This is a genomic window from Enterobacter cloacae complex sp. 397G4 (assembly GCF_050031515.1).
Classification (GTDB): Bacteria; Pseudomonadota; Gammaproteobacteria; order Enterobacterales; family Enterobacteriaceae; genus Enterobacter; species Enterobacter hormaechei_C.
On the sequence record NZ_JBLGWE010000001.1, the window covers coordinates 4135613 to 4152512 of the forward strand.

At 49.7% G+C, this 16900-nt stretch carries 14 protein-coding genes and 2 pseudogenes; 4 read left to right on the plus strand and 12 right to left on the minus strand.

Translation table 11 applies throughout. The features are described from left to right. Positions 1–107 precede the first annotated feature (107 nt). A complete protein-coding gene (locus ACQG1Y_RS19925) occupies positions 108–1241 on the minus strand; it encodes a glutathione-independent formaldehyde dehydrogenase (protein WP_017384068.1) in 1134 nt (377 codons plus the stop codon). Positions 1242–1672: 431 nt separating this feature from the next. Here ACQG1Y_RS19925 and ACQG1Y_RS19930 point away from each other — a divergent pair, with 431 nt between their 5' ends. Beyond that, positions 1673–1999, plus strand: a complete 327-nt coding sequence (locus ACQG1Y_RS19930) for a four-helix bundle copper-binding protein (RefSeq protein WP_022649401.1) — start codon at positions 1673–1675, stop codon at positions 1997–1999. 464 nt (positions 2000–2463) lie between these two features. After that, positions 2464–3060: pseudogene (locus ACQG1Y_RS19935) on the plus strand (LysR substrate-binding domain-containing protein); the annotation flags it as partial. 41 nt (positions 3061–3101) lie between these two features. On the opposite strand, the gene ACQG1Y_RS19940 reads toward ACQG1Y_RS19935, so the two are convergent. The 6 genes from ACQG1Y_RS19940 to ACQG1Y_RS19965 form a co-directional block, all read right to left on the minus strand. Then, on the minus strand, positions 3102–3761 hold the full coding sequence (locus tag ACQG1Y_RS19940; RefSeq protein WP_007897903.1) for an SDR family oxidoreductase: 660 nt from the start codon (positions 3759–3761) through the stop codon (positions 3102–3104). A gap of 294 nt (positions 3762–4055) precedes the next feature. Continuing rightward, positions 4056–4892: a helix-turn-helix transcriptional regulator gene (locus tag ACQG1Y_RS19945; RefSeq protein ID WP_017384067.1), complete on the minus strand. Its 837-nt coding sequence runs from the start codon at positions 4890–4892 to the stop codon at positions 4056–4058. A gap of 75 nt (positions 4893–4967) precedes the next feature. Further along, positions 4968–5819 carry a DMT family transporter gene (locus tag ACQG1Y_RS19950; protein ID WP_007897905.1) on the minus strand — a complete coding sequence of 284 codons (852 nt, stop codon included), beginning with the start codon at positions 5817–5819 and terminating at the stop codon, positions 4968–4970. A gap of 109 nt (positions 5820–5928) precedes the next feature. Beyond that, positions 5929–6804 (minus strand): MBL fold metallo-hydrolase, encoded by an 876-nt coding sequence (locus tag ACQG1Y_RS19955; protein ID WP_023295441.1) that lies wholly within the window; start codon positions 6802–6804, stop codon positions 5929–5931. 82 nt (positions 6805–6886) lie between these two features. Further along, positions 6887–7447: a LysR substrate-binding domain-containing protein gene (locus ACQG1Y_RS19960; RefSeq protein WP_023295442.1), complete on the minus strand. Its 561-nt coding sequence runs from the start codon at positions 7445–7447 to the stop codon at positions 6887–6889. Continuing rightward, complete coding sequence (locus ACQG1Y_RS19965) at positions 7413–7823, minus strand: LysR family transcriptional regulator (RefSeq protein ID WP_157698488.1); 411 nt, start codon at positions 7821–7823, stop codon at positions 7413–7415. The genes ACQG1Y_RS19960 and ACQG1Y_RS19965 overlap by 35 nt, the downstream gene beginning before the upstream one ends. A 259-nt stretch (positions 7824–8082) precedes the next feature. Here ACQG1Y_RS19965 and ACQG1Y_RS19970 point away from each other — a divergent pair, with 259 nt between their 5' ends. Next, positions 8083–9207, plus strand: coding sequence for an alkene reductase (locus ACQG1Y_RS19970; RefSeq protein ID WP_017384063.1), 1125 nt, complete (start codon positions 8083–8085; stop codon positions 9205–9207). Positions 9208–9302: 95 nt separating this feature from the next. Next, on the plus strand, positions 9303–9611 hold the full coding sequence (locus ACQG1Y_RS19975) for an ArsR/SmtB family transcription factor (RefSeq protein ID WP_032622084.1): 309 nt from the start codon (positions 9303–9305) through the stop codon (positions 9609–9611). 546 nt (positions 9612–10157) lie between these two features. Here ACQG1Y_RS19975 and ACQG1Y_RS19980 read toward each other — a convergent pair. From ACQG1Y_RS19980 to ACQG1Y_RS20000, 5 genes and pseudogenes are all read right to left on the minus strand, one after another. After that, positions 10158–10846, minus strand: a pseudogene (locus ACQG1Y_RS19980) (IS3 family transposase); the annotation flags it as partial. A 90-nt stretch (positions 10847–10936) separates the two neighbouring features. Further along, positions 10937–11365, minus strand: coding sequence for a hypothetical protein (locus tag ACQG1Y_RS19985; RefSeq protein WP_017384060.1), 429 nt, complete (start codon positions 11363–11365; stop codon positions 10937–10939). Positions 11366–11368: 3 nt separating this feature from the next. After that, a complete protein-coding gene (locus ACQG1Y_RS19990) occupies positions 11369–13486 on the minus strand; it encodes a hypothetical protein (RefSeq protein WP_017384059.1) in 2118 nt (705 codons plus the stop codon). Next, positions 13474–15240: a hypothetical protein gene (locus tag ACQG1Y_RS19995; protein ID WP_007897920.1), complete on the minus strand. Its 1767-nt coding sequence runs from the start codon at positions 15238–15240 to the stop codon at positions 13474–13476. The genes ACQG1Y_RS19990 and ACQG1Y_RS19995 overlap by 13 nt, the downstream gene beginning before the upstream one ends. Then, a complete protein-coding gene (locus tag ACQG1Y_RS20000) occupies positions 15227–16474 on the minus strand; it encodes a tyrosine-type recombinase/integrase (protein ID WP_007897923.1) in 1248 nt (415 codons plus the stop codon). Before ACQG1Y_RS20000 ends, ACQG1Y_RS19995 begins: the two co-directional genes overlap by 14 nt. Positions 16475–16900 lie beyond the last annotated feature (426 nt).

The following is a 16900-nucleotide window of genomic DNA, read 5'->3' on the forward strand; positions in this document are numbered from 1 at the left end:
CAGCTGAAAGTATGAATAATAACGCCCTGACAGGATATTTTATTGCACCCTGTCAAAAGTCATACATTCTTTCCCGGTTTTTGCTTTCTCATACCGGATAACTCTATTTAAGGCTTAAGGATAACCTTCGTCCATCCTTCATCCCGCTCATCGAAGTGCTTATATCCGGCAGGAGCCTCTTCAAGCGAAAGACGATGAGAAATTATTTTGCCCGGACTGGCTTTATCGTGATGGATGAGGCGAGACAGCTGACGGTTATAGGCCTTAACGTTCGCCTGGCCGGTACGGATTGCCTGTCCTTTAAACCAGAAACTCCCAAAATCAAATGGCATCTTACCCTCTCTGGCAAGCTCCGATTCAGCCCCCGGATCCTGAGGAATAAAGACGCCAACCACACCAATTCCCCCGGTTGCTTTCGTCGACGCAACAAGACTGTTCATGGTGACAGAGTTATCTTCATGGCCATGTTTGTTACAGCACTGATAGCCAACACATTCGCAGCCACAATCCGTACCGCGTCCATCCGTCAGGTCGAGAATTTTTTGTACAGCTTCATCGCCAGTAGCATTGATGCCCGTCGCCCCCATTTTTTCAGCCAGAGCCAACCGGTCTGTGTGCGTATCAACCACAAACACCTGTGAAGCACCTTTAATGATCGCCGAATGAGCTGCCATCAAACCGACCGGCCCCGCGCCATAAATGGCCACGCTTTCACCAGGCTTCAATCCGGCAAGTTCTGTTGCATGCCAGCCGGTAGGAAAAATGTCAGAGAGCATCACATAATCATCTTCTTTTTCTGCCGCATCAGGGGGAAGAACAAGGCAGTTAAAGTCGGCAAATGGCACCCGAAGCAGTTCCGCCTGCCCCCCCTCCCAGGGACCCATTTCAGCAAAACCATAAGCTGCGCCTGCCGAACCCGGATTGGTAGTGAGACAAAAGCCGGTCAGACCTTTTTCACAGTTTTCGCAAAAACCACATCCCACGTTAAACGGCAGACAAACATAGTCGCCCACCTTAATACGTTCAACGCCTGAGCCAATTTCGACCACTTCACCCAGGTTTTCGTGACCCAGAATCCGTCCCTGTTCAAAGCTGGTCCGGCCCTCATACATGTGCAAGTCCGACCCACAAATGTTGGTGGTGGTGATGCGGACGAGTACATCCGTGGGGCGGACAATTTTCGCATCCGGTACGTCTTTTACTTTTACATCATAAGGACCGTTGTAAATTACTGCTTTCATGATCTTCTCCTTCTTGCGTGCGGAAAGGAAATGCTGCCCGGCGGATTGGGGTATCAATCGAGTTTAGCTGCCATAACAGATCTCGCGATCGGCGAAAGGACGATTAGGATGTTTCTTAACTAAGTGCATTGAAGTCTGTAAGACAGGTACTTACCGATGAAGGCTGCCTGGAAAACGTAAAAACATCACACGTTAATCCGGTTTTTTTAAGCAGGCAGGGGATTACGGACAGCTTTGAGCGAGAAGCGGATAAAGTAAATCTATCTCATTTCTGCATTGTGCCAGAAGTAGACATAGGTGAATTAGGTAACCCTAGAGATGCACTTTGAATCAATGATATGAAATGCTGAAAAGGTTATTAACTAATTCAAAATTTGAATAATCAGTTATCTCTTCCATGCTTAATACGTAACCTTAGCTAAGGAGAAATTATGTTAGACGAATACAAAAAATGCATCGAAGCCTGTTATCTATGTGCAACGGCATGTGATAACTGTGCGGCTTCGTGTCTCGACGAAGAGAATCTGGAGATGATGCGCGAGTGCATAAAACTGGATATGCAGTGTGCAAATATCTGCCGTCTTGCAGCTCAATTCATGACACTAAATAGCGGGTCTGCCCAGGATCTTTGCCGTCTTTGCGCTGATGTTTGTCAGAAGTGCGGTGACGAGTGTGGAAAGCATGAACATGACCATTGTCAGGATTGCTCAAGCGCTTGTCATCACTGCGCCGAACAATGCAGAAAGATGGCCGCCTGAGAAAAACTCAAATTACCAAACCCGCTTCGGCGGGGTTTTATATTCCCGGTAATAAGTCGTAGAAGGATGAGATAGATGAGTTTAAGAGTACGGGCGGGAAATAGATCTACTCGAAAGTACTAGCCTCAATGACAAATTCTGGCACAGATTATTTGATTGGCTCAATGTCCGTTTTCGCTGACAGCGGACTGCACCCCGCCGGGGTGACCGCTTCGTGCCAGAATTGGACGTTTCCAAAATCTGCATGCACTAATCGGTGGAGAGCAGATCTCACTGCATAGCCATGCAGACGCGCAGAAATCATCAGGGGCGTTTTTCAGGGGTTGGGGCAGGAAAGGTGCCGGAAACAGGCGGGAGGCCGCAGAAACGTGCTGAGGGCGCCTGCGGCGGCGCGCCCAAGGGTTGTTATGTTTAATATGGCAGAACTTTCCTGTCGCTATCATTTTGACGTCCGCTATTCGCTCATAGATATGCCTGTCGCGTTTGCGGCTTTACTTGTTATACCCAACCTGCCTGATTTTTATCGCCAGCATCCCGGAATTGAAATTATCCTGAGCAGCTCAGACCGCCGACGGAATATGCTGCATGATGGCCTGGACTGCATACTGAGGGTAGGGGAGCTGGACGATGGCGACTATATCGCAAAGAAGGTGGGAACCGTTAAAATGACGACCTGCGCCAGTCCTGCGTATCTTGATCAACACGGCACCCCGGAAACAATGGACGAGTTGCAGCAGCATCAGGCCGTCAACTGGATTAACAGCAGCAACAGACAAGTTATGCCCTGGACATTCGGGACGTCAGAGGGCTCCACCGAAATTGAACTTCCAGGCAGGCTTGTCGTGGATAACTCAGAAGCCTACATTGCAGCAGGCCTGGCGGGGCTGGGAATACTACAGGGCATGAATATTTTTTTGCAGCCTTATCTCGATCGCGGGCTGTTGGTAGAGGTTCTGCCAGATAATCCGTCCCCGAATCGCAAACTGTAACTTCTGTATCCGCACCGCCATCTCTCCCGAAAAGTACGGGCGTTTACCGACTGGCTGGAAAGTTTATTGTAAACGCCTGGGGGCCTGCAGCCTGCTGGTACGTGCGCTGCCTTTTATCGGCCCGCCAGCTTCTGTATGGCTTCACGGACAGGAGCATCGCCAGACGTCAGCTCAATGATGACGCGGCTGACGGCAGGTTGCTCAATGAGTTCAGCCAGCGTAGCCGCCACGTCATCACGGGGCACGTTACCATACGGGATGGCCAGGCCGGCACGTACATAACCCGTACCAGTCTTATCCTGCAGCGCGCCGGGGCGCAGGATCACCCAGTCAAGCTCGCTTTGTGCTAGTTCCACATCGGCCATTTTTTTAACACGCATATAATTTTCGAATGATTCAGAAGTGGTTTCTCCCCGTGCGGACTCCGGGAATGCAGAAACGAGCAGAAAGCGAGACACACCGGCACTGAGGGCGGCAGCTACCGACTTTTTCAGCCCTTCGCCGTCGACCGCATTGGTCATCTCCTGCCCCCCCTTACCGCCGGCACCGGCAGTAAACACCACTGTATCACTACCTGCAAAGTGCATCGCCAGCGCAGCTGCATCCAGCTCTGTCAGGCTCCCACTGACGGGCTCAGCACCCAGCTCGCCTAGCAATGCCTGCTGCTCTGGCTTACGGTAGAGGGCACGAACAGCATGCCCCCTTCCTGAAAGGATCCTGCACAGACGCTGGCCGATTTTGCCTGCACCACCGATAATGAAAACATGAACCACAGTTGTCTCCTTCTGGGGTTATGATGTGTCCGAAATTATAACCTGACATCAGGTCAGTTCCTTTGAGCCTGACCGATTGCACTGCATGCTGCTGCCAGCACCAGACAGCTGGTCAGATACTCAGTTGTTCTTATAGCTGAGAACAACAGCCGTACCGATTTAGCTCTCCCGTCACGATGAGAACTCCTGAACCGGTTACACGCAATGCCGGCCAATATCTTCCGTTATATTCGAAAGATCCACGCAAGTTACTGAAGTGCGAGGGACGCAATGTGTACCTTGAACGAACTGAAGTCAGCGGAACCCTGAAGGTTCGATTCCATAGCGTTCAGAAAACTGCCTGCTGAAGCTCGATACTGAATTGTAACCCACCCGCCCCGCGACCGTTTTTACCGGCAGCGTCGATGTCATCAGCAGGCGGAGAGCCTCCGCGATACGTGCATCGGCGATAACTGAGCGTAAGCTGGTTGACTCACTGGCCAGGTGGCGCCGAAGCGTGGGGCCACTGAGTCCCGTCAGATCTTCAATTTCAGCAGCACTCCAGGGATGAGCCGGTTTGTCCGCTACCATCTGACGGATTTTCATGGCCAGACTTGGCTGCCGGGCTCGCAGCAAAGCATGGTATCCCATGCCATAAAGCCAGAGCACCACTTCAACCATGGCGTGCAGGGAAAGCGGACGCTTCCCTTCCCGCATTGCGGCTGTCCAGCGGTTAAGGGGTGAAAGAAGAGCTGATACGGAAATGGCTGCGATGCTGCCGGTGTCCTGTGGTGGTGGTGCGGCAAGTAACAGCCTGGCTGCTTCAAGCTGTTCCTCCGCGAGCACCACGCTCAGGGCGACAAACTCACCACTTTGTTCTGAAGGGGCATATTCTATATCGATGCTACGGGCATTCGGGACGACCATAATCTCGCCCGGGATCACCCGGTGCCATTTCTCATTTTCACGATACCGGAATTCTCCTTCCAGCGGGAAGGAAAGGGTCGCACCTTCCACCTCGAACTTCTTTACCTGATGCGTCTGTTCTGCGCGAAGGCAATCGCAGGGAAGTGGAAAACGGGAGCGTGCCAGGGTAAGAAGCTCAGCGAGGAGATCATCAACGGGAGAATCGGAAAAGCTGACTGTTTGCATATTCATCCGGAATTTGACTTTGACCGCTATTATACGTCGCCATATACAAAAGCATACAGCGACGCGTGCGGTTGTCTATTCCCGGATGACAAAAATCAGGCCGATTATAGTTACTGCCATACCCACAAGCATAGGCAATGTAATGGCCTCTCCAAACAGCAACCACGCTTCAGCTGCCGTGAGAATGGGAACCAGGTAAAAGTAAGTAGCGACTTTGGTTGCTTCACCGCTTCGTATCATAAAAATCAGCAACATAATCGCCAGAACCGATACGCCAATAACCAGCCAGCCCAGACCCAGCGCAAATGATAAGCTCCACTGCGTCGGAGCAGATTCGAACATCAGGCTAATTGCACCCATCGATATTGTCAAAGTGACGTACTGTAAAAACGTGTTCGCAAAGATATGTCCATCTCCCTGAGCACGGCGCTGATAAAGCGCTCCGATCGTTACGCCAAATAACCCCAGCATGACCGACCCAAAAGCCACAGGATCCAGTGCAAAACTATGCTGCCCTGGCGATAGCACCAAGAAAACGCCCGCAAAGCCAATCGCAATACCCAGCCATTTCCGGGGATGCAGGGACTGACGGTGCATGAGTGAAACCAGTATTGCAGTCAGTACCGGCTGCAGGCCGGTGATGAGCGCCGCAATGCCTGACGGCATGCCACGATGGATGGCATAAAAGCATCCGCCCAGAAAGAAGCTCTGCAGGAAAAGTCCGACAATCAGGTTGCGAACCATTCCTCTGCCGGACGGAAAACGGGCCCTGAACCCCAGTGTAAGCAGCAGAAGGACCAGACAGGAAAATGCGCCACGCAGGAATAAAAGATGAAACGGCGCGCTGTACTGCACGGTAAATTTGGCTGCGACAAACCCTGACTCCAGAGGAATACAAAAAGCCAGGGCGCAAGAGTAATGAGCCATTTTTTTTGTGAGGCAGTGATATTCATAGTATTGCAGGTGGGTTCTTGTCGGGCGATATGAAAGGGGATCTCTTCCCGGTCACTATTGTGTGCACCGGGAAGGAAGGTGATCAGACTGCGGGTGACCACAGGTCGTAATTCAGTGCGAAGCTGTTACCTTCACGGATAACCTTACCGGTAGTAGGCAGGTTGAAGTGCATACCACTGACAGCCAGGTTATCGCTCGCTGCGCGGTCAAGCACTTTGCTACGGATGGCCGCCGCCGCCGCAGGATCGCTGTCGAACGCGATAGTAACGTCAGGCTGAGCAACCTGAATGTGTGGGAAGTGAACAATATCACCCCAGATGAGCAGCGACTCTTTTTCATCACCCAGCAGATAACCGGTATGTCCTGGCGTATGGCCGAACAGCGGTACAGTCTGAATACCTGGTAAAATCGCTTCCTCGCGGAATGGCACCAGTTTGTCGTCATAAGCGCTGAAGGCGTTCCTTGCTACTTCAAAGAACGGCTTGAATGCGTCAGGCGCGCCAGCGGAAATGGTTTCATCACGCCAGAAAGCGAGTTCTTTCTCATGCACAAACAACTGCTGAACATTGCGGAAAACGGGAGTCTGCAGGGGGCCTGCAAGCCCGCCGATATGGTCAGGATGCGCGTGAGTCAGGAGAAGGGTATCAATCTGAAGCGGGTCAATGCCTACCGCGGCCAGGGCTACCTGAAGCCGACCGCCCCAGCCATTAATACCTCCGGCACCACTGTCAATCAGGATGGTTCGCTCAGGCGTCTGGATAACGTAGACGTTGATATTAATACGGGGTACTGCTGGCACACCGCGCTTCTGCAGTAAATCCTCGGCACGTGAGCCGTCAATACCAGACAGCAGCTCAAAAGATACGTCCAGATAGCCATCACTCAGCATGGTCACAGTCATGTCACCTACTTTTTTGCGATTGATAGCCGGGGCCTGCCAGTTCAGTTGTGAAGTCATATTGGTCTCCGTTACGATTAGAGGTCATCAGGTTTTACTTTAGCAATAGTAACGAAATTTCTGGTTCGAACTGCTCATCCTGCTACGTAAACCGCTCATTCTTAAAATCCGGAGCACAGCAGGTTATATTGCTTTTGCCTTTCTCATGTAAGGTGTCGGTATTATCTTTACCGGAGCCTGTAATGGACATTATTGGAATTATCATGTCGGCGGGAAAAGCCTCTGACCAGTCCTCAAGCACCCGACAATAGTGTCCCGCCTCAATCCCCGCCAGGGCAGAAGACTCCGGCAGGTAGGCCAGGCCGTAGCCATCTTTTACTGCATGAAGCATTGGATAAATGCTTGAAAAAGTAAGCTGCCCGTCCACTTTTTTCACAATATTCTCCCCCTGCCTGACAAATTCCCAGCCATACAGCGGGCCTGTGGGTGACAGACGTATATTGATGCAGTCATGTTTTTCCAGCTGAGAGGGATGTAGCGGCAGACCTCTTTCTGGAAGATAGGTGGACGATCCAATGACGACAAACCGTATGTCCGGTGCGATTCGGACGGCCACCATATCCTTTAATATGTCATCACCAATTCGGACTCCGGCATCAAAATTGCCCTCAACAATGTCGACAAAACCGTTCTGCTGCGACATTTCCACCTTGATATCCGAATATTTTTTTTAGTAACGGTGACAATCGTGGCCAGAGACATTCATGAATCATGTGATCTGATACCGTAAGTCTGACCAGCCCAGCCGGTGTATGGCGCAGTCTCTGAAGAGCTGTCACGCCCGCTTCAATGCGCGCAAGACCGGGTTCAAGCGTCAGTAATAATTGTTTACCGGCTTCGGTGACAGCCACCCGCCTGGTTGTACGCATAAGTAACGGCATGCCAACGCGCTCCTCGAGACGACGTATCGTGTGTGAAAGCGTGGATGCCGAAATCCCGAGGCGGACAGCAGCCCGTGAAAAACTGCACTCCTGTGCTACTGCCATGAATGCAACATAGTCATTAAAATCGTGACGCATACCGTTCCCGTTCAGGATCTCCGATAACATTATCAGAACCATTTAGGTTCATGATGCCGATTCTGTGAGCCATCAGGCAACCCCCCGTTCCGCTCATCCGATCATAATTTTTATAAATCTAGATATTGGTAAATCTCAATATGTGGAATAAAGTGTCGTGGTTCTGCGGCTACATCGGCCGAACGACGACATGCCAGGTCGTAAATGCTGAGACATGGCGTTTCAGTGATATTGAAAATTCGCTATATCAGGATATGTAATGAAGACGAAAAACCTGTTCTCTCCCACCAGACTAGGTCCCTACACCCTGAAGAATCGTGTTGTACTTCCGCCTTTAACCCGCTCACGGAGCTCACAACCGGGTGATATTCCGAACGAACTGATGGCTGAATATTACGCACAGCGCAGCAGTGCCGGGTTTATGGTGACCGAAGGAACACAAATCGAACCTCGTGGGCAGGGTTATGCGTGGACCCCGGGGATCTACAGCTCACGGCAAGTGGAAGGCTGGAAGAAAGTGACGCGGGCAGTGCATGAAAAAGAAGGCATCATTTTTGCCCAGCTCTGGCATGTCGGAAGAGTATCCCATAACTCCCTGCAGCCAGGTAACGCCTCGCCTGTCGCTCCGTCGGCGATACCGGCAGGGGAAAACGTTAAGGTATTCATCGAAACCGGGCCGGGAGAGGGGGCGCTGGCTACCGCTTCCTGCCCCCGCGCACTGGAAAAAGAGGAAATTAGTGAGATTGTCAGGATGTACGCCGGGGCAGCTCAGAACGCCCTTGATGCCGGTTTTGACGGTGTGGAAATTCACTGTGCAAATGGATACCTGGTTAACCAGTTCATGTCATCCCATAGCAACAAAAGAGAGGATGAATATGGTGGCTCATTACATAACCGGCTGCGGTTTCTGCGCGAAGTGACGCAGGCTGTCGCTGATGTGGTCGGTAAAGACCGTGTGGGAGTCCGTTTTGCTCCGCTCTTTCAGACCACGGATGAAGTAAGGGTCTATCTTGGCCTGGTGGAAGATGATCCCCATGAAACCTATACCGAAGCCGTTAAAATTCTTGAAGAAATCGGAATAGCCTATATTTCTCTTGCTGAAGCCGACTGGGATGATGCTCCCGAATTGCCTGAAGCATTCAGAGCTGAAGTCCGTAAATTATTCAGCGGTGTAATTATGTATGCCGGGCGATATACGCAAGAAAAAGCCGAACGGATTATCGGTGCTGGCTGGGGAGACATTATCGGATTTGGCCGCCCGTTCATAGCTAATCCGGATTTACCGCAGCGCCTTTATCATGAATGGCCACTGAATCCGGTCGATCCAACAACCATGTATGGTGGAACGGCAAAAGGCTACACAGATTATCCCGCCTTTGGCTAACCATTCTTATGAGCATCAGCTTTTCAAAAGCTGATGCTTAACGTAGAGAAGTATCGTAACATTGCAATTCCTCAATGCGACAAGTGACAGAGTTTATGCCTGATATTGATTTGAATGACGTGATTAAGGCGCTGGGAAACCCTGTTAGAAGAAAAATTCTGTATATGCTCAAGGAACCGAAAATACACTTCCATCAGCCTTATGCTGATGCGGACGAGTTCGGTGTGTGTGTCAGTATCATTCAGGAAAAGGTCGGGCTCTCACAGTCTACCGTTTCTCTTTACCTCTCAGCTCTTCAACGGGCACAACTTGTTACTTCTCAGCGCATCGGTCCCTGGACGTACTACAAACGTGACAATGATAAAATAAGGGTTGTTCTTGAGTTGCTGAAAAATACAATCTGATACAGGACTGAGCACATTCAGTGTAACAGTACCGGGGGTTCGTACTTGCGATCCCGGCAGGCATTCCATGAAAGCGCACTAATTCCTCAATATCAGGCTGCAGACCGGTCATAAGAGGCTAATAGTTTTGCAAAATATCCACCAGTTTGGGTCAAATCACTCTGTCGGTTGGTGTGCATACTCGGTGAAAGGACCTGCAGATATTTAAGATGGCGGATAGCTTGTTACAGTGCCGCTGATGACATTCCGACCCTGTTGCCGTCCGGGTAAGATAATACCTCTGACAGCGGTCATAAAAGCCCAACATAATTGTCTTTCGAGCCATATATTAATCGCTCATCGCGCTCTCTTTTTCGAAGAGGTGTCACTTAATCATGATCGGTCAGTACAAAAAGACAGTGCTTTTCCAAATCCCGGACGGTTGTATGCGAAAACGGTGAAGCTCAACAAATGGTGTCATCGCTGTGCAATGCTCTGCGGGCTCATTGTTTCAGTTAACTGTTTGGTTACAGCTTCAATGAAGTATTTCAGTTAATTCACAGCGAGGGTTTGAGGAAACCACGCTGTGATTACCCAACGCTCATCCGGAGCATCCGGATTGAACTGTCGCTGGAGCTTGTTGGGCGACACGATACTGGCCTCGCCTTTACATGCCCTCGGGCTCCGGTATCCGACCTGAGCCTTTATCCCGACACGTTTCATCAGTCGCCAGACTCTGTTCACTCCGCACTGTTGCCCGCTGTCCCGCAGATCCAGATGGATTTTGCGATAACCATAGACGCATCCCGATTCCAGCCAGAACTGTTTAATCTGTCCTGTCAGTCTCAGGTCTGCCTGATGGCGTTGTGAATGCGGCTGCTGAAGCCAGGCGTAAAAACCACTGGGATGTTCATCCAGCACCCGACAGAGCAGGCGAACAGGCCAGCAACAGGTGTTGTCACGAATAAAGGCGTACCTCAGTCGGACAGCTTTGCGAAGTACGCCGCGGCTTTTTTTAATATGTCCCGTTCGTCGGTAACCCGCTTCAGCTCTTTCTGAAGACGGCGGATCTCGGCCTGAGCATCTGACTGTTCTTTATTAGTGGAAGAATCCGGACCGTAGTTCTTTATCCAGGCGTAAAGGCTGTGGGTGGTGATATCGAGACGCGTTGCAACGCTGGCAACAGAATAACCGCGATCAACAACCTGTTTGACTGCTTCAATTTTAAACTCTTCGGGATAACGCTTACCGCTCATGGGCACCTCTCTTTAAGCCATCTTAAATGACTCTGAGGTGTCTGTTAAACCCGTGGCGATTCACCTCGCGTCCTTCCGTTCAGTATAGCCTCAGTCCCTGACACCACCCGAGAACGGAATGACGTCCCCTTTCTCCCTCCCGGTGTTGCGTTCAAGCTCCCTGACATACTGCTGTAAAAGTATAAGGTTATGTAACAGCTCTACATTTTCAGCCATCATCTTTTTGATTTCTTCCCTCAGCTCATTTCTCTGACGGCGATACTTTTCTTTCAGCTTGATCTGCTGCTCAATGCCCTGCTCATCAACCGGCGCGGTGCCCTGGCACGTTTTTTTCAGACTGCGGATAGCCTCCCTGACCTGCCTGTACTCAGGACAGTTATAATTCAGGGTGCCGTTTGCCAGCCCCGCTCGTTTTTCCACAGCATACTGGCTGATACGCTCCCCTGATAACATCAGTTCCCTCAGGGCCTGCTCTGCTCTTGCCTGTGTTTTTTTAACCCCCGACTGTTCGTTCGTCATGCTCTATTCATCCTTTTCAAAAAAGCGGACAGCATCTGCATAAAAATCTCTCTCAAGCATCAGAAAATCCCTGTCAGCCTGAGGAGCATTATTTCGCACGGCAATCTCCAGAAGGTTGTCATAATGAGCCATCCTGCGTTTCCACACGGGAACAGAATCAGCTCCGGCCAGCATGTTCTCACATCCCGGATTGCAGGACGCTGACTGAACAACCGCCTTAAACTCGCAGTCATGGCCATTCATGCAATAAAAACCGTTTCCAAGAGATACCAGTTTTTGCCCGCCTCGTTTAGCCATGCTCATCGCTTTTTTCAGTGTAGGAAACGTCATCTGATGTAAGTGCCCACCTCTCTGGGACATCAGTAACTTCCCGCCTTCGCCATAAAGCAGGCCTTCATGCTGATAAGAAACAGCCCTGGAAGCTGAGAGTTCGGTATCAACCCTTTCAATCTCGGCAGCGAATGCCTGAGGGATCGCCCGGCTAAAATGCGAAGCGTTGAGTGCACCGGACATATACCACTCCGTCATGCCTCTGATTAAGTGCTTAAACTGCCGGATAAGATCATTAGTAGAAATCAGATCAAGACGCCTGAGGTGTACAGCAAGTGAACGGCGAAACTGATGGGTTCGCAATGGCCAGAAAGCCCCCTCCCGAATCTCCATCGCAACGCGTTCATCATCACGTATGTTTGGATTTAAAAGCCTGAACTCATCAATATGGTCACGTCGGATGAACAGATGGTGTCTTTTCACAAATTTCTTTGCCCACTCAGTCTGGCGCTGCGTCCCCATAAAAGAGAGTTTTTGCTCCGAGAACCACGACCTGATATTTAAAGACAATGGAACATTGTCCAGCGTCTTCCCGTCCAGGCCTGTCATGATTTGATTAATTCTGCGTAAATGCTGAAAAGGCTTTTCCACATAGCGACAAACAACCCAGTCTTCGTGACTTCCACCTTCCGGGGCGAACTTATGCAACACCGAACGAAGTCCCAGGATATCACCATCATAAATCAGTGAACCGTGCATCACGCCAAGCACTTCGCTGTGTCTCATCCCCGACATGGCCTGTATCACATTCATGACTTTTAACGTCAGCTCAAAATGCCAGGTGTTCAGCTTTATGTGATCAACGCCAATAAAATCAGATCTCCAGCGCTTATTTTTATGTACCGAGAACCAGCCCTGCATCCCGGGGCCAAGTGTCGCGAAAAGCGCCCGAATTTCCCCGGCAACAATATTGTAGTAATACGCGGCCCGGTAATCCGGTATGCTTTTTGCTGTCCCTCTTTTACGGGCTTCCAGCATCGACGTATAGTAAGGCGAATCATAAAAACCGTTTATGATAGCGCACAGCCGGGAAAACCCGTCAAAATCGAAATCACTGATTTCAGCATCCAGTTCAGTAATCAGCCCTTCCCAGACAGACATCATAAGACTGAAAGGCATACAATATGTCTGGTTTGAATCATCCACACTGTTGTAACTGTCGAAGCTAATATCAGGAAAGTAACCGTATTTTCGAAGACGGGTATGACCTGTCAGCGAGATATCCGCCAGGTCCATAAAGTAATTACGTAATGTTCTTTCAGAACGCTTCCTGCCGTGCTCATCCTCCTCCTTCATCTTTACAATGAAAGCATTCCGGACAAGCGGAAAACGAAGCTGAAACAGACTGCGATACCCCATAGACTCAATAATACGGGCTCCCGCCACAATGTTTGCACATTTCCGGATCAGTGACTGCGTCTTCGCGGTCCTGCCGACAATCCAGAGCAGGCTGGCTGAGATGATTTTGGCTTCAAGACGCAGTTCAGGATCCCGTATGCCTGAAAAATTAACGGTTCTTAACGTTTCACCAATATGGGTTCTGACATAGCGATTGGTCCAGACATCATCCCTGAAATAAATATTCAGCGTCTCCTCATTGATAAAACGCATATCATGTTCATCTGAGCTGGCGATAACCAGGCAGTTATTCAGACGTTCAAAGCTTTTGTTTTCTAGTGCCTCACAGATGATATCCTCAGTCGGAAACTCATCCCCTGAACGAAGCGGCGTTCCGGCAGGAAACTCCGCCATTCGACTACGGCTTACCTCTTTTTTCTTCAAATCTGCCATACCGGAGCCACACCTTCTCGCTGAAGTTTAACGCGCGCTTTTTTCAGGGTCGCCTCATCTACCAGCCCAAGCCGTAAATCAATCTTCAGGAGTAACGTTTCATAACGCTCCACAGCATTGACCGAACCGATGTACAACGGTTTTCCATACTCGATAGCATGCCTGAATGACAGCAGGAGCCATACAGACTCCAGCGTTTCCACAACGCAACTTTTTGAACATTCGACACAATGAGAAAAATCCGCACAAGCCTTTGGTGTCCGGCCAAATCGTTTTTGCTTTTTTATAAAGCGCAATTCAATATCTGTAGGCGGCTCCTGCGATCGACATCCCAGGCCATTCAATAAAAGATCCACACCCTCATCGCTTCCACGCAGATCGATCCCCAGCTCATCAGCAACTTTTACCCGCTCGGATAACGCACGTGTCGCAATCCCCTGATTCATAAGCGTATCAAGTGCAGCACTGAAGTTTTCCTTCGCCCCCTGTGGGTTACCTGCAGCATAATTCCGCCTGTAAGTGCCCCAGTTATGCTGTGCTTTTTCCGCCGTAATCAGACCATTCTTTAATGTTCTGTCCGTATACTGCTCAGACGTTTTGCGCAAGCCAGAAACGGTAATTGATGGAAGCGAGGGATTAAGCTGCCGCATCGTGGCCCACGCCCCCTCAGAGTTAGAAAATTTAGTCAGATGACTGGGATTAAGAGAATAAAGCTTACGGAATTTCACCTGCGGCTCACTCAGAAACAGCGCCTGTACCGGAGGGAAGTTATCTGCGGAAACCAGATAGTTAACGATGTCGTCCCTGAGCCTGATAAAAGACAGAAACCAGTAATAGCCCGCACGTTTGGTCACATACTCCGATTTACCTATCGTCAGACGTATATACTTATTCGCTCTCCCCTTATAAACATAATCAGTGCTGATACCCTTTTCATCCAGATGTATATCATCCCGCGTCAGACCCAGAACCTGAGAGGTGTTTCCCCATGTGTGGTAACAGAACAGAAAAAAAGAAGTAAGAAAGTAATTTTCCAGAACGTCCCTGATGATGATCTCTGCCCTGCTGACCCCGTTCTCTCCCGGATACCGGAAATACGCTTCATAAACAGGTGCCAGCAAAGACGGTGAGAAATGCCGCACCCCTTTTTCCGATTTAGCGATATGCTCCCGGATACATCCCGCAAGGAACTCATTCATGGATGACAACTGCCTCAGGATCTCGGAAAGTTCATTCCTGGTATAGCTATCCCTTCCCTGCTGCTGATACGTTCCTTTCGGTAAGAATTCATATTCATACCGCCTCTGAATCTGCCCGCCCGTAAGCAAAAACCGGTTGACCACGGACAAGTAGTGTCTTGCCATCCTGACTGAAATTTTTCGCCGACGAATATCGTTCATGAGATGTTTAATATACATTTCAACGCCTTCAGCCGTGCCATAGTCATACTGATTGACTGACTGCCATATAAAAAACATATTGAGATAACGGAAAATGGTTAACCTTCCGGCGGGACGGTAAGACAGAAGAAATCGTTTCAGAGAGGCAATAAAATCGCGTTTTTCAGGGCGGGCAAGATGCGAATGTTCACTAAACCATCCGGGGAGCAACACATAATCTGAAAAATGAGCCTGAAGATAAACGTCAAGTAAATAATATCGGTTCAGATCCCGCTGAGTGATGTGTCCGCTGACCGTCTCCCATGACAGCACATTTTCGGCCATCCACGTTATCTGCGTTTCACTCCGGCTCATATATGGCTCCATCGCGACCTGCAGCACCGTCAATCAATGCGTCCATGACCCCGGCGACTGCATCAGAAATCTGGTTTTGCTGAAGAAAGACGATGTATTTCATCGTCGTATTTTCGCTTTTATGGCCCATCCAGTATTTTACTGTACCCAGCGCATTTGCGGCCTGATCGGGATAGCAACTCAGTGCCGAGCGTAAAAAATGGGTCGCAAACGTTGCCCGCAAATCATGGGGTTTATGTCTGAACACATTTCCCGGAGCAGACCGGGCCAGGCGATGGCGAAAACTGTACCAGCGGGAGTAAAAGGCTTTTTCAGACATCCGTTTCCCGTTTGCCATTAAAAATAAAGGCTCGTGCCGCCCTTCCCCACCCTGTCGTGCACGCCATTTTTGGATCTTCTTTTCATACTCCTCATCCGCCAGATAATCCAGAACCTGCTCGTACAATCGTCTGGTGATGAAGAGTTCTCGCGTCATCCCAAACTTCGTATGAACTCCGCATCTCGGACCAATATGAAGCCCCCTGATGGTCAACTCAGATACAGGGACACTGGCAAGGTACTCTTCAGTAAAGAGTGACGACGGCAGGGTCAGCATTTCATCCAGCCGTAGCCCACAATTTTTCATCAGCACAATCATTAAACTGAACAACCCGGACTCAGATTTCAGTGCCTCATCCAGGATATGAACCTCTGCATCATTCAGTGGGTTGATTGTCCTTTTTGTTGTGCTGGTTATCCTGATGGCAAGATCCGAACTTATCACCTTGCGTCGCCCGTCAACGACTTTTTCGACCAACGTAAAAAATGAGCTGGCAGCCAGCTCACCACACTTGCCCAGAAATACGTAAAACCGTCGGATAACGCTGATGTACACCGCCGCGGTGGATGAGGCGATGCGCCCCTGCCTTACGGCCCCCAGAAGATACTCCCTGAAGCCATATGTAGGGCTTTGGTATTTCAACGTTCCCGGGGTGAAAGGGTCAAGTCCGTTATCCTCCAGCCACCTTATCCAGCGTAAAAATGCCCGGGCTAAAGGCTTTAAATCCCTGGCCTGCAGGATAGCTTTATCCATAAGATAAAAGTGTACATATCGGCTCAGTTTTCGATTCTGGATGCCGCTAATATAAGGTATTTCAGCATACAGAAATCCGGGTTCAAATTTCAGTTTCGGCTCTGTTGCATCCAGTTTGCTGACACGCCCATAACGCGCATGAATGTTAGTGATTATCCTCACAGTCTGTCGCCCTGAAACGCCACCTCATGCCTACACTATAAATCCGGAAGAAGAAAAAACAAACAACCAGGTTGCCGGGAGTGAATATGCAAATCAGGAGGAAAGTAAAAGATGTAACGACACCATCACGATGCAATACATTGACCTCAACACGTTACCCGGACCATACGTGATAAACATCACAAATCCTTTGAGTGAAGAACTTAAGATGTGATTTTCATTTCCCGGCACAAACCGTGCCCTTAAAAAACAGGCAACGGATACATCTTAATGCCAGAAGTAAACCTTAATTGATTGAATACAGCCTGAGTCCATTGCAAAAATAACACACAGGGTAAATTCGCATATACAGAACCCAACGAAAAGCAAAAGAAACCTGTAACACATTTCGTTTACCTGTCACTTTCAATTGTAAAAGCCAGCAGA